The organism is Idiomarina loihiensis (assembly GCF_024584785.1).
Taxonomy (GTDB): domain Bacteria; phylum Pseudomonadota; class Gammaproteobacteria; order Enterobacterales; family Alteromonadaceae; genus Pseudidiomarina; species Pseudidiomarina fusca.
In genome coordinates this window covers 201,921-226,656 of sequence record NZ_CP074112.1, presented here as the reverse complement: position 1 = coordinate 226,656, position 24,736 = coordinate 201,921, and the positions used below count along the sequence as shown (strand labels likewise).

Genomic DNA, 24,736 nt, shown 5'->3' with positions numbered 1-24,736 from the left:
ACATTTAATGTGGGTATTATTTCGACAAATTCAAGGGGGAAATTAAATTTTCCAGATTAACGTCGCTATTCGCCCACACAGTGGATTGCGGCGGTAAGAATAAAACCTTTGGTCTGAAAAGGTACAGCAACCGCTTTGAGTTATCTGTTCTACTCCTTGCTGAGCAAGAATTCGTTGCGCTAAAACAGGTAAATCAGCAAACCACTTACCTGCAATATGGGGACGAAAACTAATCTCATCAACAAGGCCTTGCGATAAAAATGGCTCGCGAACATCAGCACCTACCTCATAGGCGGTTGCAGAAATAGCGGGCCCGATCCAAGCTGTGAGCTGGCTTGCTGGCGTTGCAAAGTTAGCTAAGGTATTGGTGATAATCCCTTGTGCTAAGCCACGCCATCCGGCATGAATAGCGGCGATTTCTGAGCCATCGTTAGCTGCTATTAAAATGGGTAAGCAATCTGCAGTTAATATCGCACAGACTTGGTGCGCCTGATTGGTATAACTAGCATCGGCGTTCAGCCCCGTCATTGGCGTATCTGAGTGCAATGCTGAGAGGTTTAGCACACGAGTACTATGGGTTTGTTGTAGCCAACGAGGACTACTGGGTAAGGCTAATTGGCGCACTAACTGACGGCGCCGAAGCAAGACTTGAGCAGGATCATCCCCAACATGAACCGCCACATTACCCGGAGCTGCGGTTGTGGTAACCGCAGCTTTCACACCCGCAGATAATGTCCAGTTAGGGATAAGCATGGTTAATCGATGGGAAACTCTTTACGATCTGCGCGTAGCACTGCCAGCAGCTCCACCATATCGGCCGGCGTTGGCGCATCCCAACTTAACCATTCACCCGTTATGGGGTGGTGCAACGATAGGCGTGCGGCATGTAACGCTTGCCGACGAAAGCCGCGGAGCATTTCCAACAAAGGCTCGCCAGCTTTTTGCGGAGGTCGAGGCCGGCCGCCGTAAGTAAAGTCGCCTACTAACGGATGACGAATATGTGCCATGTGCACCCGTATTTGATGGGTCCGGCCAGTGTCTAAGCGCAGCCGCAAATGCGTGTGCGCACGAAACCGTTCAACCACTCGATAGTGTGTTACTGCCGGTTTGCCTAGCGCCACTACCGCCATATGCGTACGCTTCGTTGGATGACGGCCAATGGCTTCTTCAACAGTACCGCCCGCAGTCATGGGGCCGTTACACACAGCTTCATATTCGCGGGTGATTTCACGATTTTGCATGGCCGCAACCAAGTGTGTTTGCGCCGGAATGGTTTTTGCCACCACCATTAATCCGGTGGTGTCTTTGTCCAAACGATGCACAATACCTGCTCGCGGCACTTGATCGATAGCAGGAAAATGATGTAACAACGCGTTCAACAAAGTGCCATCCGGAGTACCGGCACCAGGATGAACAACTAAGCCCGCGGGTTTATTGATCACCATAATGTCATCGTCTTCGTAGACAATATCTAACTCAATCGGCTGCGCTTCAAAGCGTTTTACTTCAACTAGCACGCCATCGATTTCAATATCCATACCGGCCAAAACTTTTTCTCGCGGCCGATCGACGACCTCACCATCTATGCGTACTTGCCCATCAGTTATCCAAGTTTTTAACCGTGACCGTGAATAGTCAGGGAACATCTCAGCTACTGCTTGGTCCAAGCGCTTACCGTTGGCAGATTGTGGCACTGTGCCGGATAAAGAAATGTGTTCACTCATAAATTATAAATAGGACCTGTGAAAGCAGCCGTTGCTGCGCTAGAATGCATTGAATGTATATAGTGTACCTGTTTGGTCCGCTGCACCAAAGTTAAATCAACAGAGATTAAAAAAACTAATTATGAAATTACGACTTATTTTAGCTTGCGCAGCAGTAATTGCAGTTAGCGCATGCTCAGGAACACCTGATGACCAATTTGATGATAGCCGGCTAAGTGACGTAGAAAAAGGCTACGAGCGAGCTAAATCAAGTTTAGCGAACGGTAACATTAACAACGCGCTACAAATTTTAGAATCGATTAACATGCGCTATCCGTTCGGGCCATTGACGCACCAAATACAATTAGACCTAATCTACGCTTATTACAAGGTTGGTAATCTAGATAAAGCGTTGGCAACCATCGACCGCTTTGTGCGCTTAAACCCCAATCATCAAGATTATGACTATGCGCTATACATGCGTGGTTTAACCAACCAACGTACTGCCGAGAATACTATTCAAGAGTTTTTCGGAGTTGATCGTGCAGACCGCGACCCAACTAAAACTCGTGAAGCTTTTGATGATTTTGCCGAGTTGGTTCGTCGTTTTCCTGACAGTAAATATGCTGCAGATGCGCGCCAGCGTATGGTCGCTATTAAAAGCACCTTGGCTCAGTACGAACTTGCGGTTGCTCAATATTATGTGAAGCGCGAAGCTTTTTTATCCGCTGCTAACCGAGGTAAATACGTGCTGGAGAACTTCCCTGATACTGCCGAAGCTGAAACTGCACTTATCATTATGGCCAACTCATACGAGCAGTTAAATCTGGACCAGTTACAGCAAGATACAGTTGCTACCTTGCAGAAAAACTTTCCGAATAGCCGATACTTCCGCCGCGGTCTTGGGCAAGATTAAAAGCTATCGTCACTATAAAAAAGCCCTAGTCATTAACTAGGGCTTTTTTAATGCTTAACCAACAACCCTGCTAAACGGCATCTTCGTTTTCTTCGCCAGTACGGATCCGAATAACCCGCTCAACGTTGGTCACAAAGATTTTACCATCGCCAATTTTTCCAGTTTGTGCTGTTTCTAAAATAGTATCAATGCAACGATCCACTTGATCATCAGCCACCACAATATCAAGTTTTACCTTAGGTAAAAAATCGACCATGTACTCAGCACCACGGTAGAGTTCTGTATGGCCTTTTTGCCGACCAAAACCTTTGACTTCTGAGACCGTCATACCGGCAATACCAATTTCTGACAGAGCTTCGCGTACGTCATCTAGTTTAAAGGGCTTGATAATAGCTTCTATTTTCTTCATGGTTTGCTGCTGCCTTCTAATTGACGTTCTATTTCATAACGAAAATGGTTGGTAATTGGATACCGGCGATCTTTGCTAAAATTACGCGATGTAATTTTCGGTCCAACCGCTCCTTGCCGACGTTTGTACTCATTAATATCAACCAATTTGATCACACGCAAGACATCAGCCCGATCAAAACCACAATCGATAATAGCTGCTGCCGACCAATCTTGCTCAACATACAAGGTCAGAATTTTATCCAGCACCTCATAGGGCGGAAGGTTATCTTCATCCTTTTGATCCGGAGCTAACTCGGCCGATGGTGGACGCGTGATCACCCGCTCAGGAATCACCTCTTGCGCTTGGTTACGATAGCGAGCTAAAGCAAACACCAAGGTCTTAGGAATATCTTTCAAAGGCGCAAAACCACCACACATATCACCATACAATGTACAGTAACCTACCGCCAACTCGCTTTTATTACCGGTAGTAAGCACCAACGAACCCGTCTTGTTAGACAACGCCATCACAATCACTCCACGACTTCGCGCCTGCAAGTTTTCGGTGGTTGTGCCCAGCGCATCATCGCCAAATAACGGGCTCAGTTGCTGCATGAAACTATCATAGATAGGCTCTATGGCAACCACATCATAGTTTACGCCCATGCGCTCGGCTTGCAGTTGCGCATCGTCTTGGCTCATTTGCGACGTGTATTTGAATGGCATCATTACGGCATGAACTTGCGCAGCACCCAAAGCATCTGCTGCAATCGCTAAAGTTAACGCCGAATCAATGCCCCCAGATAACCCCAAGGTGACGCCTTTGAAGCCGTTTTTCTGCACATAATCACGCACACTCAGAACCAACGCTTGATAAATCAGCGCCAGCGGCTCACTAGCGTACGGCCGCCAATCATCTATCCCACTAAAACCGGCGTCGGAGCTATAGCTAAGAGTCGCACAGCAAGGTTCGCAATGGGGTAACTCGGCCACTAACTCGCCGGTAGCTGAAAGCACCAACGAATGGCCATCAAACACCAACTCATCTTGGCCACCACAATTATTAACATAGATAACCGGACAAGCCTTCTCATGGATACGTTGTTGCAGAATGTGCAAACGCTGCTGATGCTTATCAACCTCGTAAGGTGAGGCATTTAACGACAACACCAAGTCTACCTTTTCGCGTTGTAGTGCCGCCCAAGGTTCGGCATGCCAAATATCTTCACAAATGAGCAAGCCAATGCGATAGCCCTGATAATCGAAAAAGCCTGTTTGATGACCCGGGATAAAGTAACGCTGCTCATCAAACACCCCGTACTGAGGCAAGCGTTGCTTGTGATAGCGTGTTAATAACTGACCTTGGTAGAGCACTGACACGCTATTAAAAAGCTCATTACCAACCCGTTGCGGATGCCCAATAACTACGACGCTGTGCTGCGCGGCAGTGGCAATTGTCGTGATAGCTTGTGCAACCAACTGTTCAAAGTCTTCACGAAACAATAAATCTTCCGGCGGATAACCGGTAAGAGCTAATTCTGGAAAGACAATGATGTCACTATCCTGATGAGCCTGCATGGTCGCCAAAATAGTTTTTAAATTTTGATTGAGTGCACCGACGGTAAAGTCTAATTGTGCCAGCGTTAACTTAAGTGGCCGCATTCATTGGTCTCTATAAAGTAACTAAATCGAGGTCGGCTATAATAGAGCAGCGTCGGCGTGTGCGCAAATAATCTGCGCTTTAGCGCCCTATTAGCCATACTTTCTCACTAAAGCACACTTACTCGGACTTGGGATCTGGCTCAAGCTCAGCTAACGTAAACTTCTGCCCAGCACTGGTTAGCACTAAGCGTTCACGCTGCTCACCTAAAGCATTAGTATACAACTCAGGCTCCGCAATCTCTGCCCATTGATACAACACATTGCGGTGCACCTTAGCCCAAAGTTCGCGACCACAATCCACATAAGGTACTTGGCCACGCATCTGTACCGGATGGGTTGTGGATAACGGGAAGCTTTCACCGATATTGGTAGTCACACCAATGACTTGGTCTTGTTGATGTTGCTGGCGTTGCCAGGTGGTGATCATAAAAGGAACATCAACTACGGTAATTTTGACTTTTTCAACGGGAGTTACCAAGAAATAATCTTCGCCTTCCTTCACTAGTACCGAGGCGAATAATTTAACCAGAGCTGCACGTTGAATCGGCGAACCAGAATAATGCCATTGCCCATGCTCATCAATTAGCATGGGCAACTCGCCACAATAAGGAGGGTTCCATAAATGGGTGGGTGCCTGTTGACGTTGTTCGAGCGATTTTAATAACTGCTCTAACTGCATATACCCACCTCAATTCATTAATTAACTAAACGCTTCTGCCGCAATAAATACCAGAGCGTTGCTTCCGTGCGATTAGACACTTTAATGGCTTTGAAGATTGCTGATAAATGAACTCGAATGGTTCCTTCAGTAATACCAAGAATAGTAGCAATCTCTTTGTTTGATAAACCTTGTGCCAATAATTGCATGATTTCTAATTGGCGTGGCGATAAGAAATGTTCAGCACTACCTTGGCGCGCACCACTACCAGCTAGTCGTGACTCATCCGGCAAGTAACGGTCGTTATTGAGCAACACTCGAATAGCTAACTTAGCTTCTTCTGCCGTGGCATCTTTAGGCAAATAGCTACGCACGCCGTTACTCAGAGCTTGGCGTACTTCAGACAACGGACGCGCCCAACTAAACAGCACAACATGCGCTGTCGGAGCCATTTTTTTCAGCGTTTGCAAAGTAGGCCGTACTTCTGCGTCAGGAATATCCATGTCGAAGAAGATCAGGTTATAGTCACTTTGATGGCGCAAATATTCCTGCGCTATCTCGAAAGATGGCGCTTCGTAAATGGCTAGGTCTTCAGAAAAACTAGTTAATACCTGAATTAGACCTGCCCGCACAAAAAATTGAGAATCGATAATGAGTATTTTCATGGCATACCACGTGCAGCAACATTTCCCTATTAATGAAGCTATTGTACACTGTTTAACGAATGTTTGAAGTTTCAGTGTTATTGAATTGTAAATATATGTAAAAAGTGCAAAGACCGCTGAAATGCTCTAAACAACAATAATTCTAATAACTAGCCGAGATGGCAATAAAACAGCCAACATTGGAGTAAATAATGACCATCCTTCGTTTATGCACAATTGTTTTATTTTTGTTGTGTACATCGGTAACAGCTAAAACAATACTCTTTACTAATGCAAACGGCTACACCCTTACCGGTGAACCAGGCACAGATGCACAACTTAAGCAGTTTAATACCTTGCTTATCATTAACGGCAAAGTAGCCGCAGTTGGCGATTATGAACAACTGACCAAGAGGCTTAATCTAGCTGATATTACTAATCAAATTAATCTACAAGGCAAAACTATTTTGCCTGGACTCATTGACGCCCACGGCCATGTATTGGGCCTTGGCCAGAACTTGATGCAAGCAGACTTACGCGACGCGGCCTCGGAAACGGCAGCCGTTGCTACAGTTAACAACTTTGCTAAACAGAACCCGCAATTAGAATGGGTGATAGGACGCGGTTGGAATCAAGAAAATTGGCCAAGTAAAGAATTTCCGCAACGCAACAGTTTAGATGAGGCGATAACCGACCGCCCAGTCTATTTAACTCGGGTAGACGGCCACGCCGCGTGGGCGAATAGCAAAGCGTTAGAACTAGCTGGCATTACTGCTGCCACGGTAAGCCCCGAAGGCGGTGACATCATTCGTGATAGCAACGGTGAGCCGACCGGAGTATTGATTGATAATGCCATGGCTTTAATCGAACAGAAGCTACCGGCTGCGAGTATTGAACAAACTAAACAAGCCCTACAATTAGCCTTTGACCATTTGTTAGCGCAGGGTATTACCAGCGTTCATGATGCCGGTATTGACGCTTTGAACTTAAAGGCTTATCAAGACCTTGCTGCACAAAACATGCCCTTGCGAGTCTACGCGATGTTATCTGGTAGCGAGCCCAAGTTAGCTGAACTTTTAGCGCAAGGAGCTATTGTTAGCGATGACGATAAACTCACCGTTCGTAGCGTCAAGATTTATGCCGACGGTGCGCTAGGAAGTCGCGGTGCGGCGTTGCTCGAACCCTACTCAGACTCGCCTCATCAGCATGGTTTGATGGTTACCTCACAAGAAGACATGCGCGCTCTATATCAGCTGATTATTCCCCATGGCTTTCAAATCAATACTCATGCCATTGGTGACCGCGCTAACCGTATCGTGTTAGATGAGTTTGCGCATGCCTTTGAGCTCTTTGGCGGTACCAACCTGCGCCATCGAATTGAGCACGCACAAGTGGTGCACCCGGATGATTTGGTGCGGTTCAAACAACTCAATATTATTGCATCGATGCAGCCTACCCATGCCACTAGCGATAAGAACATGGCAGAAGATAGGCTTGGTAAAGCCCGAATGAAAGGCGCCTATGCTTGGCAAACACTTGCCCAGCAAGGCACTATTATTGCCGCTGGCTCAGATTTCCCAGTGGAACTTGCTAACCCCTTCTTTGGTTTACATGCAGCCGTAACCCGCCAAGACCGTGATAACCAACCCCAAGGGGGCTGGTACGCTCACGAAAGCTTGACCTTAACGCAAGCGTTACAAGCTTTTACCTTAGATGCCGCTTATGCCGCAGGTCAGGAACAGATCCTTGGCACCTTAGAGCCGGGTAAATGGGCTGATTTCATTGTGTTGGATCATGATCCCTTTGCGCGTGATGCCGCTATACTATGGCAGAACCAAGTGCAAGCCACTTACGTTGCTGGCGAACGCGTGTATCACCAAGCAACGACCAAGTAAGTCATAAGGAAGGATGATAATGAGCCAAGCTGATGTACCGGAAAATTCTTTAGATATTAAACATGTTCGGCGCGATTACACGCAAGGCCGGTTAACTCGTGATTCGCTGCAGCAGGACCCGATGCAGCAATTTGCGAATTGGTTTCAAGCGGCCAAAGATCATCCTTCACAAACGGACCCAACTGCTTTTACTGTAGCCACCGTCAGCGCTGATGGGCAACCTCATCAGCGCGTGGTGCTGTTAAAAGAAGTGCGGACCGATGGCTTTGTGTTTTACACCAATTACAACAGTGCTAAAGGGCAAGACATTGCGCACAACCCCAAAGTAGCCATGCATTTTGCTTGGCTAGCGTTGGAGCAGCAAATACGCATTGAAGGGCATGCGGAAAAAATCAGTCAGGCAGAAAGCGAAAGCTATTTTTACCAACGCCCACGTGAGAGCCAATTAGGCGCTCTGGCCTCTAGCCAAAGTAGCCCCATTGCAAGCCGCAGTGAATTAGAGCAGCACTATCATCAACTCACCGAGCAATATGAAGGAAAAACCATTCCCATGCCTGCGCATTGGGGCGGCTACCTGATTAAGCCGCAACGCTTTGAATTCTGGCAAGGCGGCCGTTATCGCTTACACGACCGCTTTGTTTACCAGCTGGGCAAGCATGGCTGGAACGTCCAACGCCTGCAGCCTTAAAGGCATGGCGGCAAGTCTAAACCTAGCTTGTCGCCCAATTTAGCCAACTGGTGTAACAGTTGAGGGCTATATTCTATGCCCTGTTGTAGTTGCTGTTTTCGCCGTGCCAGCGCACCTTCCCCCGGAATTCGAACCGGCTGGGATGCTGTAATCGGCGTACATTGATGAATCCCATCAACCAACGCTTGCGCTTGCGCCTGAAATGCTTCTGAAGCGCCCAAAGCACTTGGGTCGATCACTTGAATCCACACGGTATTGGCATCCAGACCCGCTTGTTCCTGATGTCGTCCCCATTGACTCAAGGCGAGCGTCCACAGTTCGCTAAATAAATTCAACCCAGAGCCTTTATAACCTAACAATTCACCACCTAAACTGGCCAAAACACTGGGCGGATCTTGCACAAAGGTAGCAGGATCACAGGTGTAATCACCCGCAGCAGTAATCAACGCAGGATACGGCAGCTGTTGTTGCTCCGCCAAGGCTTTACGAACCTTACCGGCGGCGGTCATGGATAAGCTCACATCAAACAGGACCGGATCGCTCAGCGTTGGTGCCCCGATCGCAAAAGGGTTTGGTGAAAACCAAGCTGATTTAGCGCCATGTGGCGCCACCACCGCTTGCCCAGGCGTGGCACACATCATTTGAATCAGCATGCCGGCAGCTACCGCCTGTTCTAAATACACAGCCAAAGCGGCAACATGTTGGGTACGGCGCACCAACACAGTGCCGGTTCCATAATCACGCGCCATCGCGATGGCTCGAGCCACTGCTTGCGGCATCACGTATAGCCCCGAGAGCAAGTCGGCATCCCACAATTCCAGCGCACCGCGTTGACTTATCACTCGCGGCTCACCGCTTGGTTTAGTCTGGCCCTGTTGCAAACAATCAACATTGTATTTTAAGCGCATCAAACCATGGGTCCGAAACCCCAGCAAGTCGGCAGCAACCAAGTGCTGAGCCATAGCTGCAGCAACAGGTTCAGTGGCTCCAGCCTGTTGCAAGCACTGTTGCGCCCAAGCTTGCATTAATTTTGCATCGATTCGTGGATTTTTTTGCTCTGTCATGCGGTTCTTCGTTGTAAATTGATGTGAGTTGGTTAAGCTTATCAAATAAATGACAAGAGGAGTAAATGTGTGTCAGCAACAACATCAAGACAAAGGATTGGCGTACTCACCAGTGGTGGTGATGCCCCCGGCATGAATGCCGCATTACGCGCCGTAGTTTTAGCCGCTGAGCATTATGATATGGAAGTTATTGCATTTCGTCATGGCTACGAAGGCTTGTTAAACAATGAATATTTATCGCTAAAGGCAGCCGATGTCCTGCACGTCTTACAATATTCAGGAACCATCATTAAAAGTGCCCGCTGCCCGCGGTTCAAAGAAGTAGCAGCAGCGCAATTAGCAGCCGAGAATCTTGATGCTCTGGGGCTCTCTGCGCTGGTGGTGATTGGTGGCGATGGTTCGTTTCGCGGTGCTGAACATTTGAGTCAGTATTGGCAGGGCCAAATTATTGGGGTGCCAGGCACCATCGACAACGACTTGTATGGTACCGATGCCACCATTGGCTATGCCACCGCGGTCGCAATTGCCATGGATGCCTTGGATAAAATTCGCGATACGGCCGATGCGATGGATCGGGTATTTATCGTTGAAGTCATGGGACGTCATGCTGGCTTTATTGGTTTAAGCAGTGCCATGGCTGCTGGTGCAGAACGGATGATTTTACCAGAGCTGCAACGCGATAAGCCGCTAACGGTGGCGGCCTTAGTTAAACATATCAAGCGCGTAGAAGCGGTGCGCGGCCCTGGCAGTTATGTGATGGTGCTTAGCGAACATCAATGGCCAGGCGGTGCCGTAGCCCTATCGGAACAACTCGAAGCAGAGTTTGATATGCCGTGCCGACCTTGTTTGCTGGGCCATATTCAACGTGGTGGTGCGCCGGCTCCCAGTGATAGAATTTTGGCATCGCAATTGGGTGTGCATGCCATCGAATTGATCTTACAAGGCGCCACGCGCGTTATGGCAGGGATCAAAGCGAATCAAATGGTGGCCGTGCCACTGGTAGATACTTGGACCAAGAAAAACCCGCTGGATGAGAATTTATTACGAATTCAACATGAGATTTTTAATCCAGTAAAAAAGAGTGCTAACAAGCCGTCGCAATAGTGGCAATTTAAGCCAATTGCGCAGATAATATGCGCCCTTTTCAAAGACCCATAGCTGCGCTTGCGCAGCCTCTTTTTTTACTAATGGAGGTGAGTGACATTGAGCACACATCAACCTAAACAAATCGCAACCCTAACTATTGCGACCGAACAACCGGTACGCGAGTTTTTTGGGGCCCAAGTAGAGCAAGCTATTTATGCTAATGGCACTCATATTATAGGTTTCGGCTTTGACGGTACCGCCTGTTTCAGAAAAGGTACCCGAAACGGTCCAGATGGTCTTCGCGCAGTTTCTGAAGATATCGAAAGCTATTCGCCCTACTTAGACGCTGATTTGTTTGATTTACCTTTTGTAGATTTAGGTAATCTATCGCTAGGCGATAGTGACGATGTCGAAGCGCAATGGCAGTTCGCCACCGATCAGTTTGATGAAGCTTTTGGTGCTATCGATTTAGCCGCTAACAACGTGCGCGTGCTAACCCTAGGGGGCGAGCACTCCATCTCTTATGCGCCTATTCGTAAATATTTAGCTCAGTACCCAGATATGGTGTTATTGCATTTAGATGCTCACGCAGATTTACGCGATGGTTTTTTAGGCTATCACTATTCTCATGCATCTATCATTCGCCGTAGCTTAGATCATTTCGGCCCAGGACATCAGTTAATTCAGTACGGTATTCGCTCAGGTACGCGTGAAGAATATCAATACATGAACGACCATGGCACGGTACGCAAGTCACGCCAAGATTTTCTAGCCAGCGTTGCTGCGATACCAGCAGATCGGCCAGTCTATTTGACCTTGGATTTAGACTATTTTGACCCGGCATTTTTACCGGGCACAGGTACACCAGAACCGGGTGGTGAAGATTTCCATTCGTACGTCAGCCTAATGAAAATTTTACGCGAGAAAAATCTGGTTGGCGCCGATGTGGTTGAGTTATCTCCAGAAATCGACCCAACGGGCAACTCAGATGTGTTCGCTGCCAAAATCGTGCGCGAGTTATTAATTATTTTAAACGAAAAAGGAGTTCGCTAATGGCTGAACCATGGAGTATTGATGACGCCGAAGAACTCTACGGTGTAAAGCGCTGGGGCGCGGGCTACTTTTCGATCGGTGCCAATGGCAACATTCAGATTGCCCCCAATCATCGCATCCCCGATGTCACCATCGATATGCAAGAAGTAGTGGATGAAATTTTAGCTGAAGGTATTCAATTACCAGCGGTTATTCGTTTTCACGACATTTTGCGCTCGCAAGTAGAGATCTTAAACGAAACCTTTGCAAAAACGATTACTGATGCCGACTACCAAGGTCGCTATGTAGGCGTGTTCCCGATTAAAGTAAACCAAATGCGCGAAGTGGTTGAAGAGATCATCGATGCCGGCGAACCCTACGATTACGGCCTTGAAGCAGGTTCAAAACCTGAATTGATGGCGGTATTGGCCTACAACGAAAACCCCAATGCGTTAACCGTGTTGAATGGCTACAAAGACGAAGATTATTTAACGCTGGCCCTACTTGGCCGTCAATTACGCCGTAAAATGATCATCGTCATTGAGAAATTCAGTGAACTAGAAATGTTGATACCGCTCGCGAAAAAGCTTGGGGTAGAACCTATGATCGGCTTGCGCAGCAAAATGATGGTGCGTAGCGCAGGTAAGTGGGCTGGCTCAAGCGGCGATCGAGCTAAATTTGGCCTAAGTATTACCGAAATCTTAAACATTGTTGAACTCCTAAAGAAAGAAGATATGCTGCATTGCGCTAAGCTGCTGCACTTTCATATCGGTAGCCAAATGTCTGATATCCGTAAGGTTAAAGAAGCGGTATCTGAAGGTGCTCGACTCTATGCCAAACTGGTACAGCTTGGAGTTCCGCTTGAGTACCTCGATATTGGTGGCGGCCTAGGTATTGATTACGACGGTACTAGCTCTACCACAGATTCATCACGTAACTATTCTACCGATGAATACGTGGCAGACGTGGTTTACGGCGTAAAGCAAATTTGTGACCTAGAGCAGGTGCCCCACCCTAACCTCGTAAGCGAGAGTGGCCGTGCCATCACAGCTCACCACAGCTGTGTGGTGACCAATATTGTTGGCGAAATTAAGAATACCGGTGCCCAGTTTGATATCAGCGCCAGCAGCAACGAACATATTTTAGTTAGTAATATGCGGGAACTGGTGAATGCGAACGACATGCACCCACAAGAACGCTACAACGATGCTGCGTCATTCAAACAAAGCGCATACGAAGCTTTTAAACTGGGTATTTTATCGCTCGAAGAGATGGCCAAGCTAGATACCATGTATTGGCGTATTCTCAGCGACATTCATCAATCGTTAGATCGCGAAAGTTTCGTATTCCAAGAACTTGAAGAGCTTGAAGATATGCTGGCAAGTCAGTATCTCTGTAACTTCTCGATTTTTCAGTCAGCCGCAGATACTTGGGCGATTGGGCAAGTACTACCGATTGTTCCTATTACACGACTAAACGAAAAACCAGAAGTACGCTGCTCTATTGTTGATATCACCTGTGATAGCGATGGTAAATTAAGCAAGTACATTGAAGGTACCGAGATTAGTGATAACATCCCGATGCATGCACTGCGTAAAAACGAGCCTTATCATGTTGGCATGTTCTTAACCGGTGCTTACCAAGACGTTATGGGCGATATGCATAACCTCTTTGGCCGCTTAACTGAAGTGCACATTTATTGTCACGATGACGAGCCAGGTGATTTCTATATTGAAGAAGTGGTACCAGGCACGGCCGCTGAAAAAGTGCTTGAAACCATGCAGTACAACACTGACTTTATGGCAAAGACTGTGAAGAAGTCGATTGATCGTGAAGTTCGTAAGGGTCACATTGCGCCACGCGAAGGTGTACGATGGACAGACTATTACGAGAAGTGTTTAGCCGGAAGCACCTACTTGAAGGTGTAATTTCCAGCAATCTGCGTATTTACTGAGCAAACGGTCCTGTTTAAGTGATTTTCTATAAAAAATCGGTTGACTCAAGACTCAAAAACTCGTTTAATACGCCCCGTTGCCCAGATAGCTCAGTCGGTAGAGCAGGGGATTGAAAATCCCCGTGTCGGTGGTTCGATTCCGCCTCTGGGCACCATTATTCCGAAAACCCCGCTAGAAATAGCGGGGTTTTTTCGTTTTAGCTCTGCTAATCTAAGCATGGAGTTAAACAACGGAGATAAAACATGAAGCTAAGATGGTTGGTCATCACGGGTCTAGTTGCAGTAGGCGGCTACTGGTATATCGCTGATCCCTTGTCCCAACCTAAACCATCTCACACCGATGAGCGTGTGGACGAGAATAATCAGCCTCATAGCAACAGCGCTAGAGCTCCCTCAGTCACACCAATAATCAGCCCTGAAAAGCCTCCTACAGCGCCCTACACTGAACCAAAGGTAAGCGAGGAAGCTGTGCCTACCAGCGTCCCCTTTGAGCAGCTAACTGAAGCTCAGCAGATGGCTTATTTAATTGAGCAGTTAGACCAACCTGGTGGGTTATCAGGAGAAGCCGCAAGTAATGCACTAAGCCTTCGTGCGTTCAATGATTTTATTGACCAACTGAGTATTGCCTCGGAAATTACAAGCAACTTTGAATATGACTTCAGAGATAGCTTTAATCAGCATTTAGACCAGCATCCTGAGTTTGTGCCTACTGCATTGGAATGTAATCGTAATGTTTGCGCAGGCGTTATTGAATACCCCGCTCACCTTGCGCAAGCCACGGAAGAGTTTACCTGGGGTATGATCTCTGCGACACCTAGGCCAGTCGCTGTGGTAAGTAGCAAAGTAAGTATTGATGGCCGCAACGAAATTCGCTTTGTCTTAAATTATGAAACGGCTACCATCAAAGCCAAGTAGAAACAGATAAAAAAAGGAAGCTCATGGAGCTTCCTTTTTGATTCGAGTTAAACCTGCGACAAACGATTAGAATTCGTAGCTGTAACTTAGGCTGAACACTCGCCCTACTTCACGTGATTGCACGGTAATACCAGACTGAGTTACATCTTGGTCTTCGCCCAATACGTTTTGTACTTTAAAGCTAACTTTAGAATTAAAGTCTGGGTAGAAGTTGTAAACCAAATCTAATGAGTGGAACGGCTGTTCGTAAGCATCACCGCGGCCACCAATACCCGCAGCCAAGATACGCTCGCCAAACACGTTATACACTAACGAGCTAGAATGATTACCATCCATCGAATCATAACCTAGCTGTAAGTTAGCAACGTATTCAGAATGACCCGTTAAGCGCTTAGTAGGATTAGTTAAGTTACCTGCTAACGCCGGATCAATCACCGCTTCTGAATCACTCCAAGTTAAGTTACCGGTGGTAAATAAGCCGTCATGTACATAGGTTAAGTCGTGTAACCACTCAAACTCAATCCCGTATACTTCAGCCGAAATACCGTTCACATAATTCAGGGTGTATTCTTCGTCACCGACACTCAAGACCGATTCGATTGGCTTATCGATATCCTTGTAGAACGCAGACACTGTGTAGTTATCGCCGTTATCAGCAAAGTACTCAAAGCGTGCATCAAAGTTGGTCATTGGGCTGCTAGCTAAACCAGCTCGGCCAATGGTCCGAATATCGGTGATAGGGTCGTAGTAGGCAACAGGCACTGTTTCACGGATATCTGGACGCACTACGGTTTCAGAAAAACCAAAGCGCAACTGATAATTATCATCACTGATGTAGGTTAATGACAAGGCAGGATAGAAATCATCTTCTAACGTGGTACCGTTTAGAATTCGCTCTTCTGAATAGAAGGTTTCGATATCGTTACGATCAAAAATCAAGCTAGAAGTAGCCAACGATACCTGTTTGAACTCTTCCCAACGCACACCACCTGCCAAACGCCAATGATTATTCAAGAACATATCAAAGGCACCGTACAAGGCATCGGTTTTTTGAACGGCTAAGTAATCATCGGCGTCCGGTGAAGTTGGTTCACGATACGACAATAAGAAGTTACTATCGTTGATACGGTCATTGGTTAGATAATCCGTGATCCCCAAAATACCATTCGGATCGTCATTTACCGTTACCCGCAAACCAGAGCCATTATCCATAGCAAAGCGGTCCGTGGTGTAATAACGAGCTTTATCAGTAAAGTCATAGCCGGCTTTAAACTCAATGTCTAAGCCCGCAAAGGTAACTGGCAATGAGAAGTTACCGCTGTAAGATTTCACTTGGTCTTGCATGCCCACGTATTGGAATACCGCACGGTTGTCATCACCGGTAACGACGGTACTCAGGTAATCGCCTTGGCCGTTAAACAAATCATCAAAGCGATAGGAAATATCCGTAGGGATATCTGTTTCTGCTTTAGATTCAGTGTACTGCCAATCAAAACCTATACCCCACCAATCTAACAGGGTGTGTTGACCACGCACTTGATCGATATCGAGAGTACGCTCTTCGTATTTAAACTCATGCTCGCGGTTGGCAATACCTGAACCATAAATAGTTTTTAAGTTACTACCGTTAGGGCTTTGCATGATGCCAAATTCAGACTCGTCTTCAGCATCGGTCAAATACAATTTGGTGTAACTAACGCTATGGGTATCTAGCTCATAGCCGATACTAAACACACCATTTAAACGCTCAGTTTCAGTTGTTTGCGTGGTTTCGCTGACGGTGTTGTAACAAGAATTAGCAACCTCTTCAGCACTGTTTAGTGTGGTAGCACAGCCAGCTTCCGCATTTTCACTTAACACTGCGTTTTTACGATCCGAAACGTTCCATTTGGTGTCGTAGGCCGCTGCTGCCAGCACGCCGATATTGCCCCCAAAGAAATCTTCTTCGAAGCTATTACCAATACTAGCTTTAATACTGTAGTTAGGGTCTAGCGATTCGTGCTGCAGACTAATGTCACGCGGTAAGGCTTGCGCCAAACCAGCATTAATAGCACGAGCTTGGTCACTAGCTGAGCCCAACTCATTGGCAACTAAACCGTCTTTGCTAATGATGTTACGTAAACTAAAGTCGCCACGATATTTGACGATAGCATCACGAATATTTTGCGGAACTCCAGCTTCGTTACGATTGTAGGTGTAACCGCTACTGGCGTTATCACTTTGCCCGATACCAACTTCGAAGCTAGCTTGAAAATCAGTCGGCAAAGATTTGGTTCGGATATCAATATTACCGCCACCAAAAGCCGCCGGCATGGATGGAGAAAACACTTTCTGCACCGCTAAGCTTTCAATGATAGTTGAAGGAATGATATCGAGTGGAATAACGTTACGGGTTAAGTCTGGGCTAGGGATACTGGCGCCGTTTAAGCGAGCACTAGAGTAGCGTTCACCTAAGCCACGCACATAAACGAACTTACCATCCACTAGCGTTAAACCAGTGACCCGTCGAAGGGCTGATGCCGCGTCACTATCACCAGTACGTGATAACTGCTCAGCACCAAGGATGTCAGCCACAAAAGCTTGATTTTTGCGCTCATCCACGACCGCTGCGGCACTACCTTGTAAACGCGTTCCGGTCGTCACAACTTCTTCAATGGTGGTATCTGCTGCAGCAACCGGTTCTTGTTCTGCAGATTGGTCTTGAGCGTAGGCCTGGCTGCTTGCCAGCAAGGCAAGGCTAACCGCTACAGCTAACGGTTTAAGGGTATGTTGGGTGCTCATAATCAACTCCTGCGAGGTCTGAAGGAGGGGGCTCGTTGCGATAACAACGGCCCCCTAATCTTGGCTTAATCAGAACAGTTGATTAATCTTGCTCAGCCGCCGCTAAAGCAGCTTCAACCCACTGGTACCACTCAGAAGAAGTATCATCGCTAGATACTGCACCAATAAAGTCAACCGGCTCTAAATAGGGGTTACCCAAGCTCGATAGGTCGTTCGCTGTGACGGTAATGTCACTAGAGCTCATATCAGTAGCGAAACCATCCGCTGCAAATACTGTTGCGTTACCACCAATACGTGCGTTTTCACCACCATTGTCGAACCATTCTTGACGGCTCACGCCATTAGCGAATAAGTTGCCTGAGGTGAATTCGTTTTCAGCAACACAAGCCATCACTGAGCTGTAGAAGTTCAAGTCACCGTCAACCACGCCTTTCTCACCGTCGCCAGTAAACAAAATGCAGCGCGAGTCGTTGGTTGATACATCTTCTTTCACCAACAAGAAGTTGTACATCTGACCCAAGAAGTTATCGTCAAACTTCATCGCAATAGATGGATCGTTATCACGAGTAGATAAGCCATCGGTAGTCACCACAGTCACGTTAGCAATGGTAGGACGTGATGCTGGGGCTTGTGAGTATTCTGCTCCGGCGTTTTTCTCACCATCGGCTTCAAAACCACCGTTACCCATGAATACTTGTTCGCCATCCACGTTCACAGTACCGTGTTTGATATATAAGAATTGGGCAGTTCCTTGCCAGCCTGAATCGATATCCATCGAGTCATCTTGGGTGTCAGTAAAGACCACGTTTTTAACGTTAGCAGCACCACCGAAGAATTCGATACCGTCGTCATAACCTTGGTGAATATGCACAAACTCATACGATGAACCAGAGCCAACAGCGTTCAACGTTAATGAGTTTAAGTCGTCACCATCACCACCGGCGCGTGGGCCTGAACCCGCATACCAAATTTTTACGTACTTCATCGAGCCGCTATCATCAGCATTGTCGTTACCACCGTAGTAGCTCACGATACCTTCTGAAGCCACGTTACAGGTGCCTGCATCACGCTGCGCATCGGTACACTGGTTAGTAATACCATGACCATTAACGATAATGCCGCCCCAATCTGCAAAGCGCGGACCATTGCCGACTACGTCGAACCGAGTAAAGGCGTTAGCCGAAGTAAAAGTGATAGGCTTGTCGAAGGTACCGATAGCGTCTAATTTAGCACCACGAGCTACCCGTACAATGGCTTCACCGCTGGTGAAAGCTAAGGTTGCGCCTGGCTCTACTGTTACAGTTGGGCCTTCACCAATCGTGCAGCTGGTGGTGGTATCACAGTCTTCACCAACCAATAACGCACCGTCAAATACGTGTACACCACCATCCGGTAATTCAACGAAAGTTAAGTCTTCGGTGATTTCAATGTTACGGCTAGCAAATTCAAGATTGTACTCACAATCACGGCCATCAAACGCACCTTGTACGCCGTTGTTAACCGCACAAATATTTTCTGCAGTGTTATCGCCGTTATCGTCGCCGCCACTGCCGCCACCGCTTGAGTTGTTTGAGTTGTTAACACTGTTATCGACAACGCTTGGGTTGATTTCGATATCACCGCCGCAACCAACAAGAGCCAAAGCTGATGCAATAGCAGTAACTTTGAAAAGAGTATGCAATTTCATTGTGTTCTCCCGGATAGGAACTGGTTTGGGTTATAAAAACAACGGGGCAAGAGTAATGAGGGTGAGTGACAGATTTGTGACAAAACACAATGGTCATAAAAGATTCATGGGGCTGTAACAAATCGAAAGCGGTGATTGCTGCGTTTCATTTAAGGCATTTTATGCCAATATACTTCATCTAATCTGTTTAACCCTTTTGTTTGACGATAGGAACATCATGAAACCACAACGTATTTTTATAACAGGTGGCGCCAGCGGTTTAGGTTATGCCCTAGCGCTTATCTGCGCCAAAGGTGGCTGGCGGGTTTGTATTGCTGACCGAGATGTCGAGCGTGGTGAAGCTGTGCTTGGCAGCCTCCAAAAAATTCAGCCACAAACCATTTTCATGCCCTGCGATGTCACCCAATTTGACGACTTGAACGCAGCAGCCACTAAGCTGCAAGAAATTTGGGGCGGCGTCGATGTGGTCGTTAATAACGCGGGAGTAGCGCAAGTCGGCAGTATCAGTGATACCCCGCTGAGCGATTGGCAATGGATTATGGATATTAATTTGATGGGAGTGGTACGAGGCTGCAAAGTTTTCACCCCGCTGTTCCAGCAGCAAGGCCACGGCCACTTTGTTAATGTCGCCTCGATGGCTGGTTTGCTTGATGTGCCTAATATGTCCGCTTATAACGCCAGTAAAGCAGCTGTGGTGAGCCTTAGCGAAACTCTGCAGAACGAATTAAAGCCACACAATATTGCGGTAACCGTGGTTTGCCCGAGTTTTTTTCGCACCAATTTGGGCCAAGGCATGCGCTCAACCATTACCGGCATGCAAAGCAAATTAGATAAGCTGATGGCTGGCAGTAAATTAAACGCAGCAGATATCGCCCGACAAATCATGCGCGCCCTCGATAAGAAAAAATCTCATGTACTGCCCCACCGGCAGGGTCGTATCGCTTGGTACGCCAAACGATGGTTACCCCGCACTTGGTATCAAAGACTGATACATTCACAAAAGAAATGATCGCAATACACAATCATATTCTTGATTAATACGGTCTGACCAGTCTACTCTGTTGTTGTTAACTAACCAACAACAACTGGGTAGATTATGACCACCACCAACTCTTTTATAGATGGCTTACAAATGCCGCCGCTAAGCGGCAAAGCAGCAAGCCTCATCGACACCAATGCGCAACAATTTTTAGTGCAATTGGTGCGTAAATTCAGACCACAACTCCAGCAAGTTCTTGCCCATCGCCAGCAGCGCCAAGCGGTGATTGATGGCGGCCAATTGCCTGACTTTGATGCTAACACCGCTGCTATTCGTGAAGGCGACTGGCGTATTGCCGAACTGCCGAAAGATTTAACCAAGCGCCGTTTAGAGATTACCGGGCCGGTCGATCGCAAGATGGTCATCAATGCACTTAACGCTAATGTTGATTGCTACATGGCCGATTTTGAAGACTCACAATCACCCACGTGGGACGGTGTGCTGCAAGGTCAGGTGAATTTATACGATGCCAATCGTCAGGACATCGACTACAGAGATCCAACGAGCGGTAAGCACTATCAACTCGCTGATAACCCTGCCCTTCTCATTGCCCGAGTGCGCGGTTTACATCTACCAGAAAAACACGTGATGGTAGATAACGAGGTGATTCCTGGCGGCTTGTTTGATTTTGCTTTGTATTTTTACTTGAACTATCAAACCCGCACCAGCCAAGGTTCTGGCGTCTACTATTATGTCCCTAAGCTTGAGCATGCTGAAGAAGCCCAATGGTGGGCGGATGTATTTAGCTTTACCGAAGATTATTTTAAGCAACCACGCAGTACCATCAGAGCCACCATCCTCATCGAGACTTTACCGGCCGTCTTCCAGATGGATGAGATTCTGTACGCCATGCGCGAACACATTGCAGCACTTAACTGCGGCCGTTGGGATTACATTTTCAGCTACATCAAAACCCTTAAAAATCATCCTGATCGAGTGCTTCCAGATCGCCAAGTCGTGACCATGAACCAGCCTTTCTTGAACGCTTACTCACGCCTACTTGTAAAGACCTGTCATCGCCGCGGTGCTCTGGCGATGGGCGGAATGGCAGCCTTTATTCCGAGTAAAGATGCCACGGAAAACGCCGCTATTCTGGCTAAAGTCAAAGCCGATAAGGAACTCGAACGTAGCAATGGCCACGATGGTACTTGGATTGCTCACCCGGGTCTTGCTGATACCGTACGCGAAGTCTTTGTGGATGGCTTAGAAGGCGTGAATCAATTAGCTGTATTGCGTGAGCAAGATGCTCCTATCACCGCCGCTGAGCTGCTTGCTCCAAGCCCAGGCGAACGCACCGAAGCTGGGATGCGCACTAATATCCGAGTGGCGTTGCAATACATCGCCGCATGGATTTCCGGAAAAGGCTGTGTGCCGATTTATGGCTTGATGGAAGACGCCGCTACGGCAGAAATTTCTCGCACCTCCATTTGGCAATGGATCAAGCACGGTAAAACGCTCGATAACGGTGCCGTAGTCACCACGGCTCTGTTCCAACAATACTTAACAGAAGAAGCCCAAGTGGTGCGCCAAGAAGTTGGCGAAGAGCGCTGGCAGCAAGAGCATTTTGAACGCGCCACAGCACTACTTGAAGAGATTACCACAGCCCCAGAATTGGTTGAGTTTTTAACTCTACCTGGCTACCAACTGATTGATTAATTCAAATAATAAACCTTAACTTAAACAGGACAACCGACATGACTACTGCATCAGTTCAACAAGCCGAAATGGCTAAACAAATACAGCAAGATTGGGATACTAACCCACGTTGGCAGGGCGTAGAACGCACCTACAGCGCTCTCGACGTGGTGCGTTTACGCGGCAGCGTGCAACCTGAATGTACTTTTGCTCGTAACGGTGCCGACAAACTATGGCGCTTAGTTAACGGTGCCGCTCAAGAGAAGTTTGGCAAAAACTACGTGAACGCTCTTGGCGCCCTAACCGGCGGTCAGGCGGTTCAACAGGTTAAAGCTGGCCTGCAAGCGATTTACCTCTCTGGTTGGCAAGTTGCTGCTGACAATAACAGCAGCCTCAGCATGTACCCAGACCAGTCCTTGTACCCGGTCGATTCAGTACCTACGGTGGTAGAGCGAATTAATAATAGCTTTGCACGCGCGGACCAGATCCAGTGGTCAAAAGGAATTGGGCCAGAGCAAGAAGGCTACATTGATTATTTTGCGCCGATTGTTGCTGATGCAGAAGCTGGGTTTGGTGGCGTTTTGAATGCCTATGAGCTGATGCAAGCGATGATTCGTGCCGGTGCCGCTGGGGTGCACTTTGAAGACCAATTAGCCTCGGTGAAAAAATGTGGTCACATGGGCGGTAAAGTTCTGGTGCCCACGCAAGAGGCTGTCCAGAAACTGATTGCGGCACGCTTAGCAGCCGATGTGGCTGGCGTACCCACACTGATTCTAGCTCGTACAGATGCCAATGCGGCCGACTTATTAACCTCTGATGTGGATGCCAACGACCTACCTTTCTGCACTGGTGAGCGCACTGCAGAAGGTTTCTATCGAGTCAATGCTGGTATTGATCAAGCGATTTCACGCGGCCTAGCCTACGCTCCGTATGCTGATTTGCTCTGGTGCGAAACAGCTAAACCCGATCTAGACGAGGCACGTAAATTTGCTGAGGCTATCCATGCTAAGTACCCTGGCAAGTTGCTGGCCTATAACTGCTCACCTAGCTTTAACTGGAAACGCAACCTAGACGATACCACCATTGCTAAGTTCCAACGTGAACTAGCGGCAATGGGTTACAAGTTCCAGTTCATCACTCTGGCTGGCGTGCACAACATGTGGTACCACATGTTCGAACTAGCCTACGACTATGCTCGTAACGATATGTCTGCTTATGTGAAGCTACAACAACAAGAGTTTGCTGCGGCCGACAGAGGTTACACCTTTGTTGCCCATCAACAAGAAGTTGGCACCGGTTACTTTGATGAAGTGACCAATGTCATTCAAGGTGGTCAGTCTTCAGTAACTGCATTAACCGGTTCTACCGAAGAAGATCAGTTCAAAAAACCAGCGTAAGCTGGTGTTTACAACTACCACCTAAGAATTACTCCAAAAAATAGTGAGTATAAGCCGCGCGGTCTAAGCCCCACGCGGCTTTTTTATGTTAGTATGCGCGCGCATTAATCATCCCCCCTCTCCGTATTTGTGTTGAAGGAAGAAAAGCACATGTGGAAGCTCATACTGTTTGTTTTGGCCGTTGGCCTATTCTCGCCCGCAGCCTTAGCTGCACCTGGTGAACTAGACCTGACCTATAGTGCTGTTGGCATTACCGCTATCGTTATTTTTACCATTGCCTACATGTTGGTCATGGGCGAAGAACGCCTACATATGCGTAAATCAAAACCGGTACTGGTTGCCGCAGGCTTGATTTGGATCATGATCGGCTGGGTGTACGCCGACCAAGGCTTACCTGGCGTTGCCGAAGAGGCATTTCGTCACAACTTGCTCGAATTTGCCGAGCTAATGTTGTTCTTATTGGTTGCCATGACCTACATCAATGCGATGGAAGAGCGCCGCCTCTTTGACGCCTTAAGAGCCTGGATGATTAAGAAAGGCTTTAGCTACAAACAGTTGTTTTGGCTATCCGGTATTTTAGCTTTCTTTATCTCGCCCGTAGCCGATAACTTAACCACAGCATTATTGATGTGTGCGGTGGTGATGAAAGTTGCCGATGGCGATAAGAAATTCATCAGCATCTCGTGCGTGAGCATTGTCATCGCAGCTAACGCTGGCGGTGCCTTCAGCCCCTTTGGTGACATCACCACCCTGATGGTATGGCAAGCGGGCATGGTTGAATTCCAAGAATTCTTCGTACTGTTTATCCCATCACTCCTTAACTACTTAGTACCAGCTGTGATCATGAGCTTCTTCATTGAAAACCGTAAGCCATCGGCTCTAAACGAAGAAGTTGAACTCAAGCGCGGAGCGTTACGCATTACCTTCCTATTCTTATTCACCATTGCTACCGCAGTAGCGTGCCACATGTGGCTGCATTTACCGCCGGTGCTGGGCATGATGATGGGCTTAGGTTACTTACAATTCTTTGGTTACTTCTTACGCATGACGCTACCCGGTTCACTGGCTCGCAAACGCGCCATGGCTGAACGTGCCGGCGATATGGCACGATTAGAGCGGTTAGGTAGTGTGGTACCATTCGATGTCTTTAGCCGGGTACAACGGGCCGAGTGGGATACCCTATTGTTCTTCTACGGTGTGGTAATTTGTGTGGGTGGTTTAGGCTTTATGGGCTACCTCGCCATGCTGTCAGATACCCTCTATACCCAATGGAACCCAACGTATGCCAACGTTGCTCTGGGCCTCATGTCAGCCGTTATTGATAACATTCCGGTGATGTTTGCGGTGCTCTCCATGACCCCCGATATGTCACACGGCCAATGGCTCTTAATCACCCTTACCGCCGGTACTGGTGGTAGCTTGCTGTCGATTGGTTCAGCTGCAGGGGTAGCATTAATGGGCCAAGCTCGTGGCTATTATACTTTTGCTAGCCACTTAAAATGGACCCCAGTAATTGCCCTAGGTTACATTGTTAGTATCTATGCTCACCTTTGGTTAAATAGCGCTTTATTTGAGGTTTTTAACCACTAA

20 protein-coding genes and 1 tRNA gene are annotated in these 24,736 nt (G+C 47.5%); 12 read left to right on the top strand and 9 right to left on the bottom strand.

Features of this window, described 5'->3' with window-relative positions; all coding sequences use genetic code 11:
• Positions 1 to 42 precede the first annotated feature (42 nt).
• Positions 43 to 753: a peptidoglycan editing factor PgeF gene (gene pgeF / locus KGF88_RS00975; protein WP_153826143.1), complete on the bottom strand. Its 711-nt coding sequence runs from the start codon at positions 751 to 753 to the stop codon at positions 43 to 45.
• Between the two features lie 2 nt (positions 754 to 755).
• Complete coding sequence (gene rluD, locus KGF88_RS00970; RefSeq protein ID WP_153826144.1) at positions 756 to 1,724, bottom strand: 23S rRNA pseudouridine(1911/1915/1917) synthase RluD; 969 nt, start codon at positions 1,722 to 1,724, stop codon at positions 756 to 758.
• Positions 1,725 to 1,845: 121 nt separating this feature from the next.
• Here rluD and KGF88_RS00965 point away from each other — a divergent pair, with 121 nt between their 5' ends.
• Positions 1,846 to 2,619: an outer membrane protein assembly factor BamD gene (locus tag KGF88_RS00965; protein WP_153826145.1), complete on the top strand. Its 774-nt coding sequence runs from the start codon at positions 1,846 to 1,848 to the stop codon at positions 2,617 to 2,619.
• 70 nt (positions 2,620 to 2,689) lie between these two features.
• Here KGF88_RS00965 and glnB read toward each other — a convergent pair whose 3' ends face one another.
• The 4 genes from glnB to KGF88_RS00945 form a co-directional block, all read right to left on the bottom strand.
• Positions 2,690 to 3,028, bottom strand: coding sequence for a nitrogen regulatory protein P-II (glnB, locus tag KGF88_RS00960; RefSeq protein ID WP_110076152.1), 339 nt, complete (start codon positions 3,026 to 3,028; stop codon positions 2,690 to 2,692).
• A complete protein-coding gene (locus KGF88_RS00955; RefSeq protein WP_153826146.1) occupies positions 3,025 to 4,671 on the bottom strand; it encodes an NAD+ synthase in 1,647 nt (548 codons plus the stop codon). The genes glnB and KGF88_RS00955 overlap by 4 nt, the downstream gene beginning before the upstream one ends.
• Positions 4,672 to 4,789: 118 nt before the next feature.
• On the bottom strand, positions 4,790 to 5,350 hold the full coding sequence (locus tag KGF88_RS00950; RefSeq protein ID WP_153826147.1) for a DUF1285 domain-containing protein: 561 nt from the start codon (positions 5,348 to 5,350) through the stop codon (positions 4,790 to 4,792).
• A 17-nt stretch (positions 5,351 to 5,367) separates the two neighbouring features.
• Positions 5,368 to 5,994, bottom strand: a complete 627-nt coding sequence (locus tag KGF88_RS00945; protein ID WP_153826148.1) for a LuxR C-terminal-related transcriptional regulator — start codon at positions 5,992 to 5,994, stop codon at positions 5,368 to 5,370.
• Positions 5,995 to 6,185: 191 nt separating this feature from the next.
• Here KGF88_RS00945 and KGF88_RS00940 point away from each other — a divergent pair, with 191 nt between their 5' ends.
• Positions 6,186 to 7,868: an amidohydrolase gene (locus tag KGF88_RS00940; RefSeq protein ID WP_153826149.1), complete on the top strand. Its 1,683-nt coding sequence runs from the start codon at positions 6,186 to 6,188 to the stop codon at positions 7,866 to 7,868.
• Positions 7,869 to 7,887: 19 nt separating this feature from the next.
• A complete protein-coding gene (gene pdxH, locus KGF88_RS00935) occupies positions 7,888 to 8,556 on the top strand; it encodes a pyridoxamine 5'-phosphate oxidase (RefSeq protein WP_153826150.1) in 669 nt (222 codons plus the stop codon).
• On the opposite strand, the gene KGF88_RS00930 is transcribed toward pdxH, so the two are convergent.
• Positions 8,553 to 9,620, bottom strand: a complete 1,068-nt coding sequence (locus KGF88_RS00930; RefSeq protein WP_153826151.1) for an Ldh family oxidoreductase — start codon at positions 9,618 to 9,620, stop codon at positions 8,553 to 8,555. The two genes, pdxH and KGF88_RS00930, sit on opposite strands and share 4 nt — an antisense overlap.
• A gap of 69 nt (positions 9,621 to 9,689) precedes the next feature.
• On the opposite strand from KGF88_RS00930, the gene KGF88_RS00925 reads away from it, so the two are divergent.
• The 5 genes from KGF88_RS00925 (at position 9,690) to KGF88_RS00905 (ending at position 14,607) form a co-directional block, all read left to right on the top strand.
• The gene (locus tag KGF88_RS00925) at positions 9,690 to 10,724 is read left to right on the top strand and encodes an ATP-dependent 6-phosphofructokinase (RefSeq protein ID WP_162014547.1); all 1,035 of its coding nucleotides are present in this window, start codon (positions 9,690 to 9,692) and stop codon (positions 10,722 to 10,724) included.
• 99 nt (positions 10,725 to 10,823) lie between these two features.
• Positions 10,824 to 11,759 (top strand): agmatinase, encoded by a 936-nt coding sequence (speB, locus tag KGF88_RS00920; protein WP_153826152.1) that lies wholly within the window; start codon positions 10,824 to 10,826, stop codon positions 11,757 to 11,759.
• Positions 11,759 to 13,666 carry a biosynthetic arginine decarboxylase gene (gene speA / locus KGF88_RS00915; protein WP_110076144.1) on the top strand — a complete coding sequence of 636 codons (1,908 nt, stop codon included), beginning with the start codon at positions 11,759 to 11,761 and terminating at the stop codon, positions 13,664 to 13,666. Before speB ends, speA begins: the two co-directional genes overlap by 1 nt.
• Before the next feature lie 105 nt (positions 13,667 to 13,771).
• A tRNA-Phe gene (locus tag KGF88_RS00910) sits at positions 13,772 to 13,847 on the top strand.
• 88 nt (positions 13,848 to 13,935) lie between these two features.
• The gene (locus KGF88_RS00905; RefSeq protein WP_110076143.1) at positions 13,936 to 14,607 is read left to right on the top strand and encodes a hypothetical protein; all 672 of its coding nucleotides are present in this window, start codon (positions 13,936 to 13,938) and stop codon (positions 14,605 to 14,607) included.
• Positions 14,608 to 14,673: 66 nt separating this feature from the next.
• Here the strand turns inward: KGF88_RS00905 and KGF88_RS00900 are convergent, their stop codons facing one another.
• On the bottom strand, positions 14,674 to 17,388 hold the full coding sequence (locus KGF88_RS00900; RefSeq protein WP_153826153.1) for a TonB-dependent receptor domain-containing protein: 2,715 nt from the start codon (positions 17,386 to 17,388) through the stop codon (positions 14,674 to 14,676).
• Positions 17,389 to 17,470: 82 nt separating this feature from the next.
• On the bottom strand, positions 17,471 to 19,075 hold the full coding sequence (locus tag KGF88_RS00895; protein ID WP_110076141.1) for a hypothetical protein: 1,605 nt from the start codon (positions 19,073 to 19,075) through the stop codon (positions 17,471 to 17,473).
• Positions 19,076 to 19,292: 217 nt separating this feature from the next.
• Between KGF88_RS00895 and KGF88_RS00890 the strand changes: the two genes are divergently transcribed.
• The 4 genes from KGF88_RS00890 to nhaD all read left to right on the top strand — a co-directional run bounded on the left by KGF88_RS00890 (position 19,293) and on the right by nhaD (position 24,736).
• Entirely contained in the window at positions 19,293 to 20,084 is a 792-nt protein-coding gene (locus KGF88_RS00890) for an SDR family oxidoreductase (protein WP_162014548.1), read from the top strand.
• A gap of 123 nt (positions 20,085 to 20,207) precedes the next feature.
• Positions 20,208 to 21,770, top strand: coding sequence for a malate synthase A (aceB, locus tag KGF88_RS00885; protein ID WP_228759475.1), 1,563 nt, complete (start codon positions 20,208 to 20,210; stop codon positions 21,768 to 21,770).
• Positions 21,771 to 21,808: 38 nt separating this feature from the next.
• Entirely contained in the window at positions 21,809 to 23,146 is a 1,338-nt protein-coding gene (aceA, locus tag KGF88_RS00880) for an isocitrate lyase (RefSeq protein ID WP_153826155.1), read from the top strand.
• Positions 23,147 to 23,296: 150 nt separating this feature from the next.
• Entirely contained in the window at positions 23,297 to 24,736 is a 1,440-nt protein-coding gene (nhaD, locus tag KGF88_RS00875) for a sodium:proton antiporter NhaD (protein WP_153826156.1), read from the top strand.